Source organism: Pseudomonas sp. CNPSo 3701, from assembly GCF_028674975.1.
GTDB classification, from domain to species: domain Bacteria; phylum Pseudomonadota; class Gammaproteobacteria; order Pseudomonadales; family Pseudomonadaceae; genus Aquipseudomonas; species Aquipseudomonas straminea.
In genome coordinates this window covers 431,973-449,479 of record NZ_JAQZSI010000003.1, presented here as the reverse complement: position 1 = coordinate 449,479, position 17,507 = coordinate 431,973, and the positions used below count along the sequence as shown (strand labels likewise).

19 protein-coding genes are annotated in these 17,507 nt (G+C 63.0%); 8 read left to right on the top strand and 11 right to left on the bottom strand.

The annotated features are described in order from the left end of the window. Positions 1-23 precede the first annotated feature (23 nt). Entirely contained in the window at positions 24-2,333 is a 2,310-nt protein-coding gene (locus PVA39_RS11305) for a hybrid sensor histidine kinase/response regulator (protein WP_274124129.1), read from the top strand. A 15-nt stretch (positions 2,334-2,348) separates the two neighbouring features. Here PVA39_RS11305 and PVA39_RS11300 read toward each other — a convergent pair whose 3' ends face one another. The 3 genes from PVA39_RS11300 to msrB form a co-directional block, all read right to left on the bottom strand. Beyond that, entirely contained in the window at positions 2,349-2,801 is a 453-nt protein-coding gene (locus tag PVA39_RS11300; RefSeq protein WP_093501361.1) for a MarR family winged helix-turn-helix transcriptional regulator, read from the bottom strand. After that, positions 2,794-3,282 carry a glutathione peroxidase gene (locus PVA39_RS11295; RefSeq protein ID WP_274124128.1) on the bottom strand — a complete coding sequence of 163 codons (489 nt, stop codon included), beginning with the start codon at positions 3,280-3,282 and terminating at the stop codon, positions 2,794-2,796. The genes PVA39_RS11300 and PVA39_RS11295 overlap by 8 nt, the downstream gene beginning before the upstream one ends. Before the next feature lie 118 nt (positions 3,283-3,400). After that, positions 3,401-3,799, bottom strand: a complete 399-nt coding sequence (gene msrB, locus PVA39_RS11290) for a peptide-methionine (R)-S-oxide reductase MsrB (RefSeq protein ID WP_093501365.1) — start codon at positions 3,797-3,799, stop codon at positions 3,401-3,403. A 147-nt stretch (positions 3,800-3,946) separates the two neighbouring features. Between msrB and PVA39_RS11285 the strand changes: the two genes are divergently transcribed. From PVA39_RS11285 to htpX, 3 genes are all read left to right on the top strand, one after another. Further along, complete coding sequence (locus PVA39_RS11285; protein ID WP_093501367.1) at positions 3,947-5,158, top strand: pyridoxal phosphate-dependent aminotransferase; 1,212 nt, start codon at positions 3,947-3,949, stop codon at positions 5,156-5,158. A 61-nt stretch (positions 5,159-5,219) separates the two neighbouring features. Then, positions 5,220-5,663 (top strand): hypothetical protein, encoded by a 444-nt coding sequence (locus PVA39_RS11280; protein ID WP_274124127.1) that lies wholly within the window; start codon positions 5,220-5,222, stop codon positions 5,661-5,663. 217 nt (positions 5,664-5,880) lie between these two features. After that, entirely contained in the window at positions 5,881-6,753 is an 873-nt protein-coding gene (gene htpX / locus PVA39_RS11275; RefSeq protein WP_013791788.1) for a protease HtpX, read from the top strand. A 57-nt stretch (positions 6,754-6,810) separates the two neighbouring features. Here the strand turns inward: htpX and PVA39_RS11270 are convergent, their stop codons facing one another. Beyond that, entirely contained in the window at positions 6,811-7,461 is a 651-nt protein-coding gene (locus PVA39_RS11270) for a thiopurine S-methyltransferase (RefSeq protein ID WP_274124126.1), read from the bottom strand. A 105-nt stretch (positions 7,462-7,566) separates the two neighbouring features. On the opposite strand from PVA39_RS11270, the gene PVA39_RS11265 reads away from it, so the two are divergent. Beyond that, a complete protein-coding gene (locus PVA39_RS11265; RefSeq protein ID WP_274124125.1) occupies positions 7,567-8,334 on the top strand; it encodes a DODA-type extradiol aromatic ring-opening family dioxygenase in 768 nt (255 codons plus the stop codon). Here PVA39_RS11265 and pabB read toward each other — a convergent pair. The 4 genes from pabB to PVA39_RS11245 form a co-directional block, all read right to left on the bottom strand. Further along, positions 8,319-9,683: an aminodeoxychorismate synthase component I gene (gene pabB, locus PVA39_RS11260; protein WP_274124124.1), complete on the bottom strand. Its 1,365-nt coding sequence runs from the start codon at positions 9,681-9,683 to the stop codon at positions 8,319-8,321. The two genes, PVA39_RS11265 and pabB, sit on opposite strands and share 16 nt — an antisense overlap. A gap of 138 nt (positions 9,684-9,821) precedes the next feature. Further along, on the bottom strand, positions 9,822-11,528 hold the full coding sequence (locus PVA39_RS11255) for a DEAD/DEAH box helicase (protein ID WP_274124123.1): 1,707 nt from the start codon (positions 11,526-11,528) through the stop codon (positions 9,822-9,824). A 295-nt stretch (positions 11,529-11,823) separates the two neighbouring features. Further along, positions 11,824-12,222 carry an ester cyclase gene (locus tag PVA39_RS11250; protein WP_274124122.1) on the bottom strand — a complete coding sequence of 133 codons (399 nt, stop codon included), beginning with the start codon at positions 12,220-12,222 and terminating at the stop codon, positions 11,824-11,826. A 120-nt stretch (positions 12,223-12,342) separates the two neighbouring features. Beyond that, positions 12,343-13,116 carry a spermidine synthase gene (locus tag PVA39_RS11245; RefSeq protein ID WP_443200955.1) on the bottom strand — a complete coding sequence of 258 codons (774 nt, stop codon included), beginning with the start codon at positions 13,114-13,116 and terminating at the stop codon, positions 12,343-12,345. 172 nt (positions 13,117-13,288) lie between these two features. Here PVA39_RS11245 and PVA39_RS11240 point away from each other — a divergent pair, with 172 nt between their 5' ends. The 3 genes from PVA39_RS11240 to PVA39_RS11230 all read left to right on the top strand — a co-directional run bounded on the left by PVA39_RS11240 (position 13,289) and on the right by PVA39_RS11230 (position 15,721). Continuing rightward, complete coding sequence (locus PVA39_RS11240; RefSeq protein ID WP_274124121.1) at positions 13,289-14,635, top strand: class II 3-deoxy-7-phosphoheptulonate synthase; 1,347 nt, start codon at positions 13,289-13,291, stop codon at positions 14,633-14,635. A 103-nt stretch (positions 14,636-14,738) separates the two neighbouring features. Further along, positions 14,739-14,906, top strand: a complete 168-nt coding sequence (locus PVA39_RS11235) for a DUF2897 family protein (RefSeq protein WP_093501385.1) — start codon at positions 14,739-14,741, stop codon at positions 14,904-14,906. Between the two features lie 59 nt (positions 14,907-14,965). Then, on the top strand, positions 14,966-15,721 hold the full coding sequence (locus tag PVA39_RS11230) for a CPBP family intramembrane glutamic endopeptidase (RefSeq protein WP_274124120.1): 756 nt from the start codon (positions 14,966-14,968) through the stop codon (positions 15,719-15,721). A gap of 14 nt (positions 15,722-15,735) precedes the next feature. Here the strand turns inward: PVA39_RS11230 and PVA39_RS11225 are convergent, their stop codons facing one another. The 3 genes from PVA39_RS11225 to PVA39_RS11215 all read right to left on the bottom strand — a co-directional run bounded on the left by PVA39_RS11225 (position 15,736) and on the right by PVA39_RS11215 (position 17,506). Next, the gene (locus PVA39_RS11225) at positions 15,736-16,263 is read right to left on the bottom strand and encodes a hypothetical protein (RefSeq protein WP_274124119.1); all 528 of its coding nucleotides are present in this window, start codon (positions 16,261-16,263) and stop codon (positions 15,736-15,738) included. A 110-nt stretch (positions 16,264-16,373) separates the two neighbouring features. Further along, positions 16,374-16,922: a hypothetical protein gene (locus PVA39_RS11220; RefSeq protein ID WP_147176536.1), complete on the bottom strand. Its 549-nt coding sequence runs from the start codon at positions 16,920-16,922 to the stop codon at positions 16,374-16,376. Then, positions 16,919-17,506: an RNA polymerase sigma factor gene (locus PVA39_RS11215; protein ID WP_274124118.1), complete on the bottom strand. Its 588-nt coding sequence runs from the start codon at positions 17,504-17,506 to the stop codon at positions 16,919-16,921. Before PVA39_RS11215 ends, PVA39_RS11220 begins: the two co-directional genes overlap by 4 nt. Position 17,507 lies beyond the last annotated feature (1 nt).

Below are 17,507 nucleotides of genomic sequence, written 5' to 3'. Positions count from 1 at the left end.
ACGGAACGAGACAGCGCCCCAATATGGAAATACCACTCAGACAGCGACTGTCATTCAAGCAGGCAGGCCTCACCGTTCTGGTCACCTTCATTCTCGGCGCACTGCTCAGTCTGGTGCAGATCGGCGTCGATTATGCCAGTGAAGACGCTGCCATCAACCGCGAGATTCGTGCACTGATGGAGATCAGCCACGATCCCGCCGCCCGAATCGCCTACAACATCGATGCCGAACTCGCCCAGGAGCTGGTCGTCGGCCTGCGCCGCTCCCCCGCGGTAATCACCGCACGCATCGTCGACAGCAATGGCGAAGAATTGGCCAGCGCCACGCAGCCATCCATGCAGAGCCGCTACCGACTGTTCAGCGACTTCCTGTTCGGCGCCACACGTCACTTCCAGACCACACTTTCGGTCGGTCACGCACCGGATGAGCCGCTCGGCATGCTGCAGCTGGACATCGATACCTACGCGTTCGGCAGCAATTTTCTCAAACGCTCGATGCTGACGATGATCAATGGTTTCACCCGCAGCCTGCTGCTTTCGGCGATCCTCCTGGTGCTGTTCTACTTCATGCTGACCAAGCCATTTAACCAGGTTATCCAGGCACTGGCCGAGCGCGACCTGCGTACTCCGGATCGCACGGCACTGCCCTGCCCCCCCGGTCACGAGCGCGATGAACTTGGCGTACTGGTGAAAGTCGCCAATCGACAATTTGCCAGCATCGCCACCGAGATCGAGCAGCGGCGCAGTGCCGAAGACCGGCTTACCGACTATCTGGGCGAACTGGAAGCCATCGTCTCGGCCCGCACAGTCGAGTTGAAGGCCGCCAACAGCCGCCTCAGCCGCTCCAATGAAGAGCTGGAGCAGGCCCGCCGTGACGCCTTGGCCATGGCCCAGGCGCGCTCGATTTTCCTGGCCAACATGAGTCACGAGATCCGTACGCCACTGAACGGCTTACTTGGCATGCTCGCCCTGTCACTCGAAGGCCCGCTGAGCAGCGAACAACGCCAGCAGCTGTCCATCGCCCACGACTCGGGCAAGGTGCTGGTCGACCTGCTCAACGACATTCTCGATTTGTCCAAATTCGAGGCCGGCCAGCTGGAACTGGAGCGTATCGCCTTCGACCTCGGCGCGCTGGTGGAAGGCACTGCCAGCCTGCTCTCGCAAAATGCCCAGGCCGGCGTGGAGCTGACCTGCCTGATTGATCCCCGGCTGCCCGCACAGGTGCTCGGCGACCCGACCCGGGTCCGGCAGATCGTCAGCAACCTGCTGTCCAACGCCCTGAAATTCACCCGCGAAGGACGCGTCGACATTCGCATCGGCGCCGAGGGCGAACGTATCCGTATCGAGGTGTGCGACACCGGTATCGGCATCGCCGAAGATGCCCAGGCGCGTATCTTCCAGCCGTTCACTCAGGCCGGCGCCAACATCACCCGGCAGTTCGGTGGTACCGGGCTCGGCCTGGCGCTGACTCGCCGCCTGTGCGAGGCGATGCAGGGCAAACTGGAGCTGCAATCCACACCTGGCAGCGGCAGCCGTTTCAGCGCTATCCTGCCATTGCAGGGCCTGGAGGTACCGTCCGCGGCGCCAAAGCTGGGTGGGAGCGTACTGGCGATTTGCGGCGCCGATACCGGGCTTGCCGAGCTGCTGCCGGTGCTGATCGGCAATTGGGGCCTGAGTTACCGCCGCCTGGACAGCGCCCGGGACGTCGAAGATATCGAGGCTGACGTAATCATCAGCGACTGCCCCAGCTGCATGAAAAAGCTGCGCGGGCAAACCGCGGTGCCGATTATCCTGGTCACTGCATACGGTAGCTTTCTGGATGCCGAACAGGCTGCCGCACTGGCTCCACTGGAACAGGTCGCAAGACCCCTGACACGCCAGCATCTGCTGCAGGCACTCAGCCATGCGCTGAAAAATTCGCCGGAAGAATCGACCAGCGCTCCTGCTCCGACTGTGAGCGACCGCAAGCCGGCCCGGGTGCTGCTGGTCGAGGACAACCCGGTCAACCAGCTGGTCGCCAAGGGCATGCTGGCCAAACAGGGACTCGAAGTGGTGCTGGCCAATAATGGCCAGCAGGCGCTGGAGCGGCTGCAGGAAAACACCTTCGAACTGGTGCTGATGGACTGCAACATGCCGATCATGGACGGCTACGAAGCCAGCCGCCGCATCCGCGAAAACCCGGCTTGGCGGCACCTGCCAGTCATCGCCCTGACCGCCAACGCGCTGTCGGACGAGCGCGAGCGCTGCCTGGCCGCGGGCATGAACGACTACCTGGCCAAGCCGTTTCGCCGTGAAGAGCTGCTCGCCCTGCTCGACCAGTGGCTGCCCGCCTGAGCGGCAGCCCATCGGCTAATCAGAAATTTGCCCGGCGATGCGCTGCAACAGCACATCCAATTGCGCGCGCAAGGGCGCCAGCTGCTCGCTGTCGACGCCCTGCTCGCAGAGCAGCTGACGCTTGAGAGCCGGCACGCGGTTGCGAAGCTCACGGCCCTGCTCGCTGAGGCATAGATGCATCTCGCGCTCGTCCGCATTGCTGCGCCGGCGGTCGATCAGCCCGGCCGCCTGCAGACGCTTGAGCAGCGGCGTCAGGGTACCCGAGTCGAGCAGCAGGCGCTCACCAAGGGCCTTGACCGTCGGCTGTGGCGGCGCCTGCTCATCCCACTCCCAGAGCACCAGCATCACCAGGTACTGCGGGTAGGTCAGCTGCAGCGCTTCGAGCATCGGCTTGTAGGCTCGCACCACCTGTCGGGACGCGGCGTACAGCTTGAAGCACAGCTGCCGGTCGAGTTTCAACTCATCCATCGATGAGCGCTTCGATGGCCGCCTGCAGCGCATGCGGCTTGGTGGCCGTGGCGAAGCGCGTGACCTGACGGCCATCGCCGCTGATCAGGAACTTGGTGAAATTCCACTTGATGCCCTGGGTGCCGAGCAAACCCGGCGCGCGGCGCTTGAGCTCCACGAACAGCGGATGGGCGCCCGGGCCATTGACCTCAACCTTGCGAAACAGCGGAAAGCTCACACCGAAATTCAGCTCACAGAAACTGGCGATGGCTTGCTCGTCACCCGGCTCCTGCTTACCGAACTGGTTGCAGGGAAATCCCAGTACCACCAGCCCTTTGTCACGATGCTGCTTCCACAGCGTTTCAAGCCCTTGATACTGAGGCGTGTAGCCACACTGGCTGGCGGTGTTGACCACCAAAATGGCCTTGGCGCCGAAATCGGCCAGGCACTTCTGCTCGCCGGCGATAGTAGTGCAGGGAATTGTCAGCAGATCCTGGCTCATTAGATGACGCTCTTTTGATGGATAGAGCGTAAAGAATAGTAAGCAATTAAATTGCATACAACTTAATTAATTAAAAATCAGGCCCGCCATCAGCGGGCCTGATGACGAGCCCTGGCGCCTACGTTTCGCGCGGCACGTGCTTGAGCGACACCGAGTTGATGCAGTAGCGCTGCCCGGTCGGCCGCGGGCCATCGGGAAACACATGACCCAGGTGAGCGTCGCAATTGCTGCAGCGCACTTCGATGCGGTGCATGCCGTGGCTGAAGTCGTCCAGCTCGGTGATCACCTGGTCGTTGAGCGGCTGGAAATAACTTGGCCAGCCACAGCCGGAATCGAACTTGGCATCCGAGTCGAACAGCGGCGTGCCGCAGCACACGCACTGGTAGATGCCCGGCACCTTGCTGTCGTGGTACTCACCGGTGAACGGCCGTTCGGTGCCGCCCAGGCGACAGACGTTGAACTGCGCGTCGGTCAGCTCATCGCGCCAGGTTTCCAGTGGTTTTTCGAGCTTGCTCACAGGCCGTCCTCCTCAGGATAAAAAAGCCCTATCTGTATCTTTGCCCGACTCAGGCTGACACGTATGATTCGACACCTCAACCCGCCACGGCGCGCAGCCGCCTCGGCCCATTAGAGGCCGCCTTTCTTCGATTCGGGATTCTTCACCATGCAGGTCAGCAAATCCAACAAGCTCGCCAACGTCTGCTACGACATTCGCGGCCCGGTGCTCAAGCACGCCAAGCGTCTGGAAGAGGAAGGCCAGCGCATCCTCAAGCTGAACATCGGCAACCCCGCGCCGTTCGGCTTTGAGGCCCCCGAAGAAATCCTCCAGGACGTGATTCGCAACCTGCCCACGGCGCAAGGCTACAGCGACTCCAAGGGCCTGTTCAGCGCGCGCAAGGCGGTGATGCAGTACTGCCAGCAGAAGCAGATCGAAGGCGTTGGCATCGAGGACATCTACCTGGGCAACGGCGTGTCCGAGCTGATCGTCATGGCCATGCAGGCGCTGCTCAACAACGGTGACGAAGTGCTGATCCCGGCGCCCGACTACCCGCTTTGGACCGCCGCCGTGGCGCTCTCCGGCGGCAAGCCGGTGCATTACCTGTGCGACGAGCAGGCCGGCTGGTTCCCGGATATCGCCGACATGCGCGCCAAGATCACCCCGAACACCAAGGCGCTGGTGCTGATCAACCCGAACAACCCCACCGGCGCCGTGTATTCGCGCGAAGTGCTGCTGGATATCGTCGAACTGGCCCGCCAGCACAACCTGGTGATCTTCTCCGACGAGATCTACGACAAGATTCTTTATGACGAAGCCCAGCACATCTCCACCGCCTCCCTGGCGCCGGACGTGCTGTGCCTGACCTTCAACGGCCTTTCCAAATCCTACCGGGTGGCCGGTTTTCGCTCCGGCTGGGTGATCATTTCCGGCCCCAAGCACAACGCGAAAAGCTACATCGAGGGTCTCGATATCCTGGCCAACATGCGCCTGTGCGCCAACGTGCCCAGCCAGCATGCGATTCAGACAGCCCTGGGCGGCTACCAGAGCATCAATGATCTGGTACTGCCCAACGGTCGCCTGCTGGAACAGCGCAACCGCACCTGGGAGCTGCTCAACGACATTCCCGGCGTCAGCTGCGTCAAACCCATGGGCGCGCTTTATGCCTTCCCGAAGATCGACCCAAAGGTCTGCCCGATCCACAACGACGAGAAGTTCGTCCTCGACCTGCTGCTCTCCGAAAAGCTGCTGATCGTCCAGGGCACCGCCTTCAACTGGCCGTGGCCGGACCACTTCCGCGTGGTCACCCTGCCCCGCGTCGACGATCTGGAACAGGCCATTGGCCGCATCGGCAACTTCCTCAAGACCTACCGCCAGTAACTCCAGTCTGTGCGGATGCCAGACCAGGCATCCGCCTCCTTCGCCGCCAGAGCACGAGCCCATGGACCTGCAGATAGACGACTTCTACAAGGACGCCGCCAGCGGCTTGCTGATGCTCTACCAGGCCTTTCCGCGCAAGGCATCGCTGTACGTGGAAGACCTGATCGGTCGCGAAGAACCGGATGAATTTGGTTTGCCGAGCAAACGCCACCAGGCCTGCCTGGGCGCGCTGCTGTGGCTGGCCGAAGAAGGCTACCTGCGCTACGAATCCACCATCGGTTATGACGCGCTGGATCAGGCGGTGCTGACCGAAAAAGGCTTTCTGCGTCTGTCGCGCGGCATTCCCCGGGCGATCAGCGAGGGGGAAGCCTTGCCGCCGGCGGTGGATCGAGTGCAGGCGACCCTGGCCTTCCAATTACGCGAAGCGCTCGCCCAGCAACATGGTGAACGGATTGCACGCCTGACCCGCCAGTTGTTCGAACAGCGCCCTGCTGCCCCTTACTGACTGCACTCGGCGCAGCGAAAGCAGCGGTTTTTCTTGGCCTCGATTGAAATAAACGCGAAAAAGCCCATCTAAGCTTTGCCGCCCGCGCGAGGCTGCTTGCAGCCGCTGAGCCAGGCGACACAGTTTGAAATAGTGACTCGGTTGAATCGCTACAGGGCGCGCCCTTATATAGCCGCCGTATCGAGCCTGTCTTTCCCTTGAGGAGTCGTTTCACACCATGATGCGCATTATGTTGTTCCTGGCTACCAACTTGGCGGTACTGGTTATCGCCAGCATCACCCTCAAACTGCTGGGGGTTGATCGCTTCACCGGCCAGAACCACGGCAGCCTGCTGATCTTCTGCGCCGTCTTTGGTTTTGCCGGCTCGCTGGTCTCGCTCTTCCTGTCCAAGTGGATGGCGAAGATGAGCACCGGGACCGAAATCATCACCCAGCCGCGCACCCGCCACGAACAGTGGCTGCTGCAGACCGTCGAAGAGCTGTCGCGCGATGCCGGCATCAAGATGCCGGAAGTGGGTATCTTCCCGGCTTATGAATCCAACGCCTTCGCCACCGGCTGGAACAAGAACGACGCGCTGGTTGCCGTCAGCCAAGGCCTGCTCGAGCGCTTCTCGCCTGATGAGGTGAAAGCCGTATTGGCACACGAAATCGGCCACGTGGCCAATGGCGACATGGTGACGCTTGCGCTGATCCAGGGCGTGGTGAACACCTTCGTGATGTTCTTCGCACGTATCTTCGGCAACTTCGTCGACAAGGCGATCCTGAAGAACGAAGACGGCCACGGCATTGGCTACTTCGTGGCGACCATCTTCGCCGAGTTGGTGCTGGGTATCCTGGCCAGCATCATCGTCATGTGGTTCTCGCGCAAACGCGAGTACAAGGCCGACGAAGCCGGCGCACGATTGGCCGGCAAGGGTGCGATGATCGCCGCCCTGCAGCGCCTGCGTGCCGAACAGGGCGTACCGGTGCAGATGCCCGACAGCCTGACCGCCTTCGGCATCAACGGCGGCCTTAAGAACGGCCTGGCGGGCCTGCTGATGACTCACCCGCCGCTGGAGGAGCGTATCGAAGCCCTGCGTCGTCTGGGCTGATCGAAACGCAAAGAAAAGGCGACCTGAGGGTCGCCTTTTTCATACTCATGATTCGCCCTAGAGCAGGCGCAGGTGGTAGGCCCGCTCATCCATACGCGTGAGGCCTCGAGCCCTGAAACGATCCTCCAGGGCATCCTGGCTTTCCAGCAATTCGCTTTCCCAGATAGCGCCGTTCCAGTTGCGCACCTCGGCGTCAGTCACCGAGAACGGTGGCCCTTCCATCAGCGCCTGGTCGTAATCCAGAGTCACCAGCAGGCCGTGGCTTTCCGGCAGCAGGATCTGCCGCAGGTGACGCACGTAGCGCTCACGCATCTCGGCAGGCAGCGCAATCAGCGCCGCGCGATCGTAGAACAACGCGCAACCCGGCATATGGCGGGCTTCGAAGGCAAAGAAGTCGCCGCAGAATAGTTCTACTCGGCCGTGACGATACACCTTGAAGGCGCCTTCCTGGGTGATCACCGGCTCGAGGCCCTGCTCGGCGAAGAATGCCGCGACCGCCACTTCGGCCAGTTCCACGCCCACCACGCGATGCCCCTGCGCCGCCAGCCAGGCAACATCCAGACTTTTGCCACACAAGGGCACCAGCACGGTCGCGTCGCTCGCACCGGCCACCGTCGCCCAGTGTCGTTGCAACTGGCCGTTGACTTGGCGGGCATGAAAGCCGATCTGATTGGCGTGCCAGCGTTGCAGCCAGAATGATTCCTGCATGTTTTGCTCCAAAGCCATCAAGAAAACAGATAACACCGAGCAGGCTTTACCTGTTGTTAGGCCAACTTAGCTGATGGATCATGCCTGCAATATCAGGAGAACACCATGCAACCTAGCCTGTTCATTTCCCACGGTTCGCCCATGCTCGCCCTGCAACCCGGCGCCAGCGGCCCTGCCCTGGCGCGTATCGCCGCCAATCTGCAGCGGCCAGACGCGATCGTGGTGGTCTCGGCACATTGGGAAAGCGAGACGCTGCGAGTGATGAGCAACCCGCAGCCGCAAACCTGGCACGACTTCGGTGGTTTTCCGGCCGAACTCTACCAGGTGCAATACCCGGCGCCCGGCAGCCCGCAATTGGCCGAAGACATTGTACAGCGCCTGCACGCCGCCGGCCTCGCCGCCGCCACCGATGACCGCCGCCCGTTCGACCATGGCAGCTGGGTGCCGCTGTCGCTGCTCTACCCCAACGCCGATATCCCGGTGGTGCAGGTCTCACTGCCCAGCCGCCAGGGCCCGGGCCTGCAAGTACGGGTAGGCGAAGCACTGGCCGCACTGCGCAAGCAGAACGTACTACTGATCGGCTCCGGCAGCATCACCCACAACCTGGGCGAGCTCGACTGGCGCTCCACCGGCGATGAAGCCGCGCCCTGGGCACTGGAGTTTCGCGACTGGATGGTCGAGCGGCTGCAGGAGGACGACCTCACCGCGTTAATCGATTACCGCCGCCAGGCCCCACACGCACAGCGCAACCACCCAAGCGAAGAACACCTTCTACCATTGTTCTTCGCCCGCGGCGCCGGCGATACCTTCACCATCGAGCACCAGGGGTTCACCCTGGGCGCCCTGGGCATGGACATCTACCGCTTCGACTGAAAAAAGCTTTCCAAGGTGCTGAGCAGCACCTGCACCTTGGTGATGGATTCCTGATACTCGGCCTGCCAGGCCGAGTCGGCGACGATACCGCCACCGCCCCAGCAACTGATCACACCGTCTTTGGCCAGCAGGCTGCGGATGGCGATGGAGCTGTCCATCTCCCCGCGTACGTCCAGGTACAAGAGCGACCCGCAGTAGGGGCCACGGCGCGTCGGCTCCAGCTCGTCGATGATCTGCATGGCGCGGATCTTCGGCGCGCCGGTGATCGAGCCACCGGGAAAAGCGCCCAGCAGCAGGTCCAGCGCATCCCTGTCGGCGGCCAGCTCACCGGTCACCGCGCTGACCAGGTGGTGCACGTTCGGATAACTTTCCAGGGAAAACAGCTCGGGCACACGCACCGAGCCGATGCGGCAACTGCGCCCCAGGTCGTTGCGCAGCAGATCGACGATCATCAGGTTCTCGGCGCGGTCCTTGATGCTGGTGAGCAGCACCTGAGCGTTGCGTGCATCTTCCTGCTCGTCACGCCCACGAGGCTGGGTGCCCTTGATCGGACGCGTCTCCACCTGACCGCCACTGAGGCGCATAAAGCGCTCGGGGGACAGACTCAGTAAGGTGCCGCCACCGGGCAGAGTCAGATAACCGGAAAACGGCGTCGGACAAGCGCTGCGCAGCGCCACATAGGCCCGCCAGGGATCGCCCTCATAAGGCGCCTGAAAGCGCTGCGCGTAGTTGACCTGGTAACAGTCGCCGGAGCCGATATAGGCCTGGATTCTGCCAATGGCTTCGGCGTAGCACGCTTGTTCGATGTTCGCTCTAAATGGAGCCAGCAGGACGAATGGCTGCGGCCCTTCGTCGTCTTGCGCCGGATGCTCGAACAGCGCCAACAGGCGTGCCCGCTCACCTTCCGGCAAGGAGGGATGAAACACCAGCTGGCTGCTCTGTTTCTGGTGATCAGTGATCAACGCCCAGGCGTATAGGCCGAAGACCGCGTCGCTCAGCCCCAGATCGTCCAGCGCCTGCTCAGGCAGCGCTTCGATACGGCGACCGAAGTCGTAGGCCAGATAACCCAGCAGGCCGCCGGCGAACGGCAGCTCTATGTCGGCCGGTAATTCGGCTGCCCCCAGAGCTGCAAGCTGCTCGCGCAGGCGTGCGAAGAATGTAGCGCCCGACTCATCCTGCGCAGGTGTCAGCTCGGCCTGCGGCCAAGCACTGAGCAGATCAAAACGCCCGCGGCTTGCCACCGGCTTGCCGGCATCCAGCAACACCGCCCCAGGCGCCTGGCGCACCACCTGAAAATACACGGCAGGATCGGCCTGATACGGCAGGCGGTGAACGAGACAGATAGGCATTCGAGGCATCACGAAAACGAGGACGGCCGATTGTAGAGCCGCCGGCCGGATCGTCCTAGAGCTGACACGCGACGGTTCAGGTTCCAGAAACGACTCGGGGGAGCCCTTGGCTCCCCCGATTCAGTGCTGCATTGCGGATCAGTCTTCGCGGTAGCGACGCAGCTTCAGCGGCTTGCCGGCAACGCGGGTGTCCTTGAGCTTGCCGAGCAGGCGTTCCAAGCCCTCCTCAGGCAGCTCCACCAGGCTGAAGCTCTCGCGGATCTGGATACGGCCGATGGCTTCACGAGCCAGGCCGCCTTCGTTGAGAATAGCACCGAGCAGGTTCTTGGCAGCGATGCCATCACGGGCACCCAGGGCGGTGCGGCAGCGCGCACGACCTTCGGCCAGCGGCATCGGTGCACGACGTTCACGCGGCTCACCGCTGCGCTCGCCATCGCGCTCACGACGCTCGCGGGGTGCACCACCGACGCCCGGCACCAGCGGCTGCTCGCGCTCGACGCTGGCCAGATCCAGAGCCTGGCCATTGGTGGCCTTTTTCAGCAGCGCAGCGGCCAGGGCACGCGGGCTGCAACCGATGTCGGCGGTCAGACGGTCGAGCAGATCGCCATGACTGGCTTCGGCATCGGCCACCAGCGGCTCCAGGCTGTTGGTGAGCTTCTTGATGCGCGCATCCAGCACCTGCTGGGCATTGGGCAGCTTGACCTCGCCAACCTTCTGGCCGGTTACACGCTCGATAACCTGCAGCATGCGGCGCTCACGCGGGGTGACCAGCAGCAGCGCACGGCCATCGCGACCGGCACGGCCTGTACGGCCGATACGGTGCACGTAGGACTCGGGGTCGTACGGCATGTCGACGTTGAATACGTGGGTGATGCGAGGCACATCGATACCACGGGCGGCGACGTCGGTAGCCACGACGATGTCCAGGCGGCCATCCTTGAGCGACTCGATGACGCGCTCACGCTGGTTCTGGGCGATGTCGCCGTTCAGTGCAGCGGCCTTGAAGCCCTTGGCTTCCAGGGCGGCGGCCAGGTCCAGGGTGGCCTGCTTGGTGCGCACGAAAGCGATCAGCGCGTCGAATTCCTCGACTTCCAAGAGACGCAGCACGGCGTTGGTCTTCTGATCGGCGTGGATCATCAGGTGCGCCTGTTCGATGCGCGAGACGGTCTGGGTCTTGGCAGCGATCTTGATGTGTTGCGGCTCGCGCAGGTGCTTCTCGGCGATGGCGCGGATCGAGTGCGGCAGGGTCGCGGAGAACAATACGCTCTGGCGGCTTTCCGGCATGGCTTCGAAGATCACTTCGAGGTCGTCCATGAAGCCCAGCTTGAGCATTTCGTCGGCTTCGTCGAGTACCAGATACTGGATGGTCGACAGCACTTTCTCGTCGCGACGCAGGTGATCGACCAGACGGCCCGGCGTAGCGACGATGACCTGTGCGCCCTGGCGAATGGCCTTGAGCTGCGGGCCCATCGGCGCGCCGCCGTAGACAGCGACCACGTTCAGGCCAGGCATCTGCTTGGAGTAGGTTTCGAAGGCGGTGGCAACCTGCAGGGCCAGCTCGCGAGTCGGGGCGAGAATCAGCGCCTGAGGCTCACGCTTGGCCGGGTCGATCTTCGACAGGATTGGCAGCGCGAAGGCGGCGGTCTTGCCGGTACCCGTCTGTGCCTGGCCGATCATGTCCTGACCGGAAAGAATTACCGGGATGGCTTGCGACTGAATGGGAGAAGGCTCTTCGTAGCCGACTGCGGTCAGGGCGGAGAGAATATTGGCGTGAAGGCCGAGTGCGGCGAAGCCGCCGGTTTCCTGGGTCATGGGTCTGCCTCTCGTGCATCCGCAAAGACCCATGTTCCAAAGCTGCACATGCCATGTAGGACCTTGTGGGTCACCCTGGCAGCAATGTAGGCGAGAATTTGCGAAGACTGTGGTGGTAATGAATCGTCAAGATAGCCCGCTTGGCGGACTGGCTGCCGGAAAGCTTCCGGGCGAGTTGCACTACTTGAACGGGGCCATGAATTGGCCGGCGCGTACTATACCGGAATTCATATAGACGTGTGCGCTTTTTCACACAATAAATAGGACAAAAGCCGGCGGCGGCCCCATTGCGACGCTATGCCGCAGCCGCCCGCCCCTGATCGATCAGTCAGGCTCTGCTAGCCAGCTGTGCTTCGATCGCCACCTTGTCGACCACCGACCAGACCTCGGCGATCCTGTCGTCCCGAAAGGCATAGAACACGTTCTCACTGAAGGCCACCTTGCGGCCATGGACCGGCACATCGAGAAAGCGGCCTTTCGGGGTACAGTGGAAATCCAGGCGGCTGGCAATCATCGAATCCTCGCAAGTCAGCAGGCGGATGTTGAACTGCAGATCGGGAATTTCCTGGAAGTCACGCTCGAGCATCTCGCGATAGCCGCTCAGCCCCAGACGCCGACCGTTGTGCACCACGTCATCGTGAACAAACTGCCCCAGGCTGGCCCAGTCCTGCCGATTTAGGCCGTCGATATAGGCGCGATACACCGAAGGTAGATCTTGATCGGTCATGACAGGGCTCCGTCGCAGTGGGCTTGAGGGTTCGCAGGCTCAGGTGATGCGCTGAGCCCTGCAAGGCTCTAAAAGGACAGCGTCGGTGGCGGTTAATTCCTGCAGCGGCTTAAGCGCCCCTCAGCTCGCCATGCGCACGGCATCGATCAACGGCTGCAGCGAATAACCGAGCTGCGGCTGCAAGGCCTTAGCGCGCTGGCTCACCGCCTCGCGGTCGAAATGCTGATCCAGATCGGCTGGCACCAACACCACCACATTGCCTTCCACCACCGGGCATTCCCAATAATGGCGGTGATAGAGACCGCGCAACAGTGCGGCGCCCAGCGGCTTGCCGTCATCGCCGGCCCACTGGTTGATAATCAGCCAGCCGCCGGGGTTGAGCTTGGCCCGACAATCGTCGAGAAAGCGCCAGGCCAGGTGGCCGACACCGGGGCCGGTGTCGGTGTAGAGGTCGACGAAGATCAGATCCGCTGTTTCCGCGGTAGGCAGCAACTGCATGGCATCGCCGATGCGCACGGTCAGGCGCTCGTCGTCTTCCAGCCCCAGGTACTGCATGGCCAAACGCGGCACGTCAGAGCGCAGCTCGATGGTCTCGACATCGTCCAGCGGCAAAAAGCGCAGACAGGCCTGGGTCAGCGTGCCGGCGCCAAGGCCAAGAAACAGCGCACTTTCCGGCGCCCGGTGGCACAGCGCACCGACGAACATGGCGCGGGTGTAGTCGTACTCCAGCCAACTCGGATCAGCGGTGAACACGCAGCTCTGCTCGATCGCCTCGCCGAATTCGAGAAACCGGTATTCACCGACCTCGACCACACGGATCACCCCGAAGGCGTCGCGCACCTCGGCCAGCACCACTTCGTCCTTCATATCCTCCACCGGAGGCAAGCCAGGCATACGCAGATTCTCCACCATCGCGTTACCCGGCTGCCGCCGGGCTGGGCGCTGATTGTCGGCCATGGAGCACGCCGAGGTCACGTGCTAAATGCCCTGGGCACGAGCCGGGCGGCATGCTTGGTGTTGCGCTGTGATCGGTTACCATGGCCAATAGCCAACAAGAGATGCCGCCATGAGTCAGCCCTGGAGCCCCGATAGCTGGAGAAGCCGCCCCATCCAGCAACAACCTCAGTACCCGGACGCCGCGAAACTAGCCCAGGTCGAGCAGACCCTGGCGAGCTTTCCGCCCCTGGTGTTCGCCGGTGAGGCGCGCGAGCTGCGCAAGCAGTTCGCCGAGGTCACCCAGGGCCGCGCATTCCTGCTGCAGGGCGGCGACTGCGCCGAGAGCTTCGCCGAGTTCAGCGCCGCGAAGATCCGCGACACTTTCAAGGTGCTGCTGCAGATGGCCATCGTCATGACCTTCGCCGCCGGCTGCCCGGTGGTGAAGGTTGGCCGCATGGCCGGCCAGTTCGCCAAACCGCGCTCGGCCAATGACGAGACCCTCGACGGCGTCACCCTGCCTGCTTACCGCGGCGATATCGTCAACGGTATCGGCTTCGACGCGGCCAGCCGTGCGCCGGACCCGCAGCGCCTGCTGCAGGCCTACCACCAGTCCACCGCTTCGCTGAACCTGCTGCGCGCCTTCGCACAGGGCGGCTTCGCCGACCTGCATCAGGTGCATCAGTGGAACCTGGATTTCATCGCCAACTCGGCACTGGCCCAGAAGTATCACCAACTGGCCGACCGCATCGACGAAACCTTGGCCTTCATGCGTGCCTGCGGCATGGACAGCGCGGCCCAGGTGCGCGAGACCAGTTTCTTCACCGCCCACGAAGCCCTGCTGCTCAACTACGAAGAAGCCTTCGTACGCCGCGACAGCCTGACCGGCGACTTCTACGACTGCTCGGCGCACATGCTGTGGATCGGCGACCGCACCCGCCAGGTGGGCGGCGCCCATGTGGAATTCCTGCGCGGCGTGGGCAACCCGATCGGCGTCAAGGTCGGCCCGAGCATGACCGACGAGGACCTGATCCGCCTGATCGACATCCTCAACCCGGATAACGACCCGGGTCGCCTCAACCTGATCGTGCGCATGGGCGCCGACAAGGTCGAGGCCGGCTTGCCACGGCTGATCCGCACCGTGCAACGCGAGGGTCGCCAGGTGCTGTGGAGCAGCGACCCGATGCACGGCAACACCATCAAGGCCTCGAGTGGCTACAAGACCCGGGATTTCGCGCAGATCCTCGCCGAGGTCAGGCAGTTCTTTGCCGTGCACCACGCCGAGGGCAGCTACGCCGGCGGCATCCATATCGAGATGACCGGCCAGGACGTGACCGAATGCATCGGCGGTGCCAAGCCAATCACCGAGGCCGGCCTGTCGGATCGTTATCACACCCACTGCGATCCACGGATGAACGCCGACCAATCCCTGGAACTGGCATTCATGATCGCCGAAACCCTCAAACAGGTTCGCCGCTGAGCGGCGCGTTAACCTGAACCAAGCGGACCGGCCAAAGGTCTTCAGAACAGGGTTTCGAGAGAAGAAAACGGCGAAGCCCATCATCCGACAGAAGGAGTCGCACATGCCCTGGTATGCCTGGTTGATCCTGATTGTGGCGATCGGCTCCATCGTTGGTGGCCTGCTGATGCTGCGAGACAGTGCCAAGAAGTTGCCGCTCAGTGAGGAGCAGCTCAAACGCATTCACGAACGCGAAATCGAACAGAACGCCAAGGACGCACAAGATCGCTGATCACACCGCGCAAGCTGACCCTGCCGCGCTGTAAACTGCGCCTCCAGCCAGGAGGCGCAATGCCGCTAATTCACCGCCTGTTACTACCCTGCTTCCCGCTTCTGGCGGGTGTTCTCATGGGCCATATCCAGCCCAGCGGCCTGTTGCTCGCCTGCCTGTTCATCGCCCTGGTGCTGGCGCCAATGCGCCTGCCACAGTGGCTATGGAGCCTGCTGGTGATACTCGCCAGCGTGCTACTGGCGGCGCACCTGCTACCTGGCTTTGCACCATGGCAACTCGCCGAGCCGCAGCGCATAAGCGCCGATGCGCTGCCTTATCTGCTGAGACTGTCATGGGACAAGCTGCTGGTGGGTTGTACGCTGCTTGCCTGGTGGCTGGGCTTGCCGTCGAAACCGGCGCTACGGCCAACACTCTTGGCACCGATCTTTATCCTCACTCTGCTGGCGGTGCCGGGCCTGGCGCTGCTGTCGGGCGTGGTCGCCTGGCAGCCGAAATGTCCGGATATGCTCGGCGCCTGGCTGGCGGTCAACCTTGCCGTAGCCGTGCTGGCCGAGGAACTGCTGTTTCGTGGCATCTTGCAACCGCGCCTGATCGGCTGGCTGGGCATGTGGCCGGGACTGCTGGTGACGGCGCTGCTGTTCGGCGCCGTGCATATCCCCTTCAGCCCGACCTTTGCAGTCATGGCCGCGGTTGCGGGTTTGGGTTATGGCTTGGCCATGCAGGTCAGTGGCAGGCTCAGCATGGCGATCGCCCTGCACGGGCTGGTCAACCTGCTGCACTTCACGCTGCTGAGCTATCCATTGCGGATCGACTGATACCCGGCACGCGGTTAGCGTCGGAACTCGAATTGCAGCTGAGCGCCCTCCACGCTGTCCCAGGTCTGGGAACCCAGCTCGCCGGTGAGCAGCTTGCCGCTGACCTGAAAGGGGTTGATCGAAGGCTTACGCTCCTCGAAAAACGCCGGAAGGATGGGTGCCACACCATCACTGGCGGCCTTGTCTTCAGCGTCCAGTGCGGCAGCAAGTTCGGGTGGCAGGCTCAGGTCCAACTTGGTCTTGGGTGCTTCATGGGCCATTTTTTGCGCCGGCTTGCTCTGCGCCTTAGCGCGCTGAGCGGTCTTTTTCGGCTCGGCAGGCGCCGGCTTCTGTACCGCCTCGGTTTGCGGCTCGGCAGCCTGGGCTGGTGCGGCCTGTGGTGCTGGCGCGGGGCTCTGTTCGGCGGATTTCGCAGGAGCCTTGGCGGGCTCGGCGGCTACTGCTGGCTCGGCGTTCTTGCGCGGCACATCCTTGCCCTGCTCATCGGAACCACAGGCACTCAGCAGCACGGCAAGACAAAGCGGCAGCAACAGATAACGCATCGAACTCCTCACCCCTGATTGATCACTCGGTAGCCCTTCATTCTAAAACGACTGTGCAATAACGCCAGCCGGTCTGCCGAATGGCAACACCGCCCGTCGTACAAACGCCCTCAGCGCTCGGGCAAACGCTGGAGCTCGGCCTCGATATCCAGCCCGGGATGTTCGGCCTGCAACTGCGCCTTGCGCCGCTCGGCCTCCTCACCCTCTCCAGCAGCGCGCAGCTCGGCAATTTCGCGCAGTTTCGCCAACACCTCGTCAGCTGGCGGTGCTGCCTTGGCGGCCATGCGCGCCATCAACCGTGGCGCCTCTGTCATCTCGGCCATCGGTGCCGGGCTCGGCGGTGCCTGCAGGGCCATGGGCGCCTGACGTTGCATCGCGGCGGCTGGTGCATCGTAGCGAGGCGGTGCCTGTTCCAACGTGCGCAAGCTCAGGCCAAGCCCCACGCCCAGCAGCGCCAGACACCCGAAGGCCGCCGACCAGCGCCCGCGCGTGGAGGCGCCACTCAGCGAGTGTCGTAGCCGCTGCCAGAAGCCCTGCGGCTGGCGTCGCTTGGCCGCATCGGCAGCAGCTGCCAGGATATGCGCATCCAACGCCGGCCTCGGCTCTGCGCGACTGTGCTCACTCACATGGCGTAGCAAGGCCTCGTCGTGATCGTTCATGGTGCTACCTCTTCAGCCGCGCTGAGCAAGCGGCGCATTTTCTGCAACGCATAACGCAGGCGACTTTTTACCGTTTCTGCCGGTGTGCGGGTCAACTCGGCAATCTCATGCAGTTCCAGGTCGCCATGGGCACGCAACAGGAACACTTCACGCTGTTCGGCCGGCAGGTCGGCGAGCGCTGCCTGGATGCGCGCCCGGTCCTGGCTGAGGCTGAGTTGCCGCTCGGGATCCGGCTCGTCGATGGCCTGGTCGTGCAGTTGCTCGTCGAACACCTCTTCGCGCTGCAGGCGTTTGCCCTGCTTGCGCCAGTGATCGATCAGGCGATTACGGGCGATCTGATACAACCAGGTCTTGAACAGCACCGCCGCTTCTCGCTGCACCGATTCGCTGCGAATCAGGCTCATCCAGGTTTCCTGGAACACTTCCTCGGCGACCGCCTGATCGCAGCACAAGCCCATCAGAAAGCGAAACAGCCCCAGGCGATGGCGCTCGTAGAGTTGCGTGAATGCTGCAGCGTCGCCGGCCCGGTAGCGACGCAACAGGTCGGCGTCGCCGGGCTCGGCATTGGAGGGATGGACAGTCACA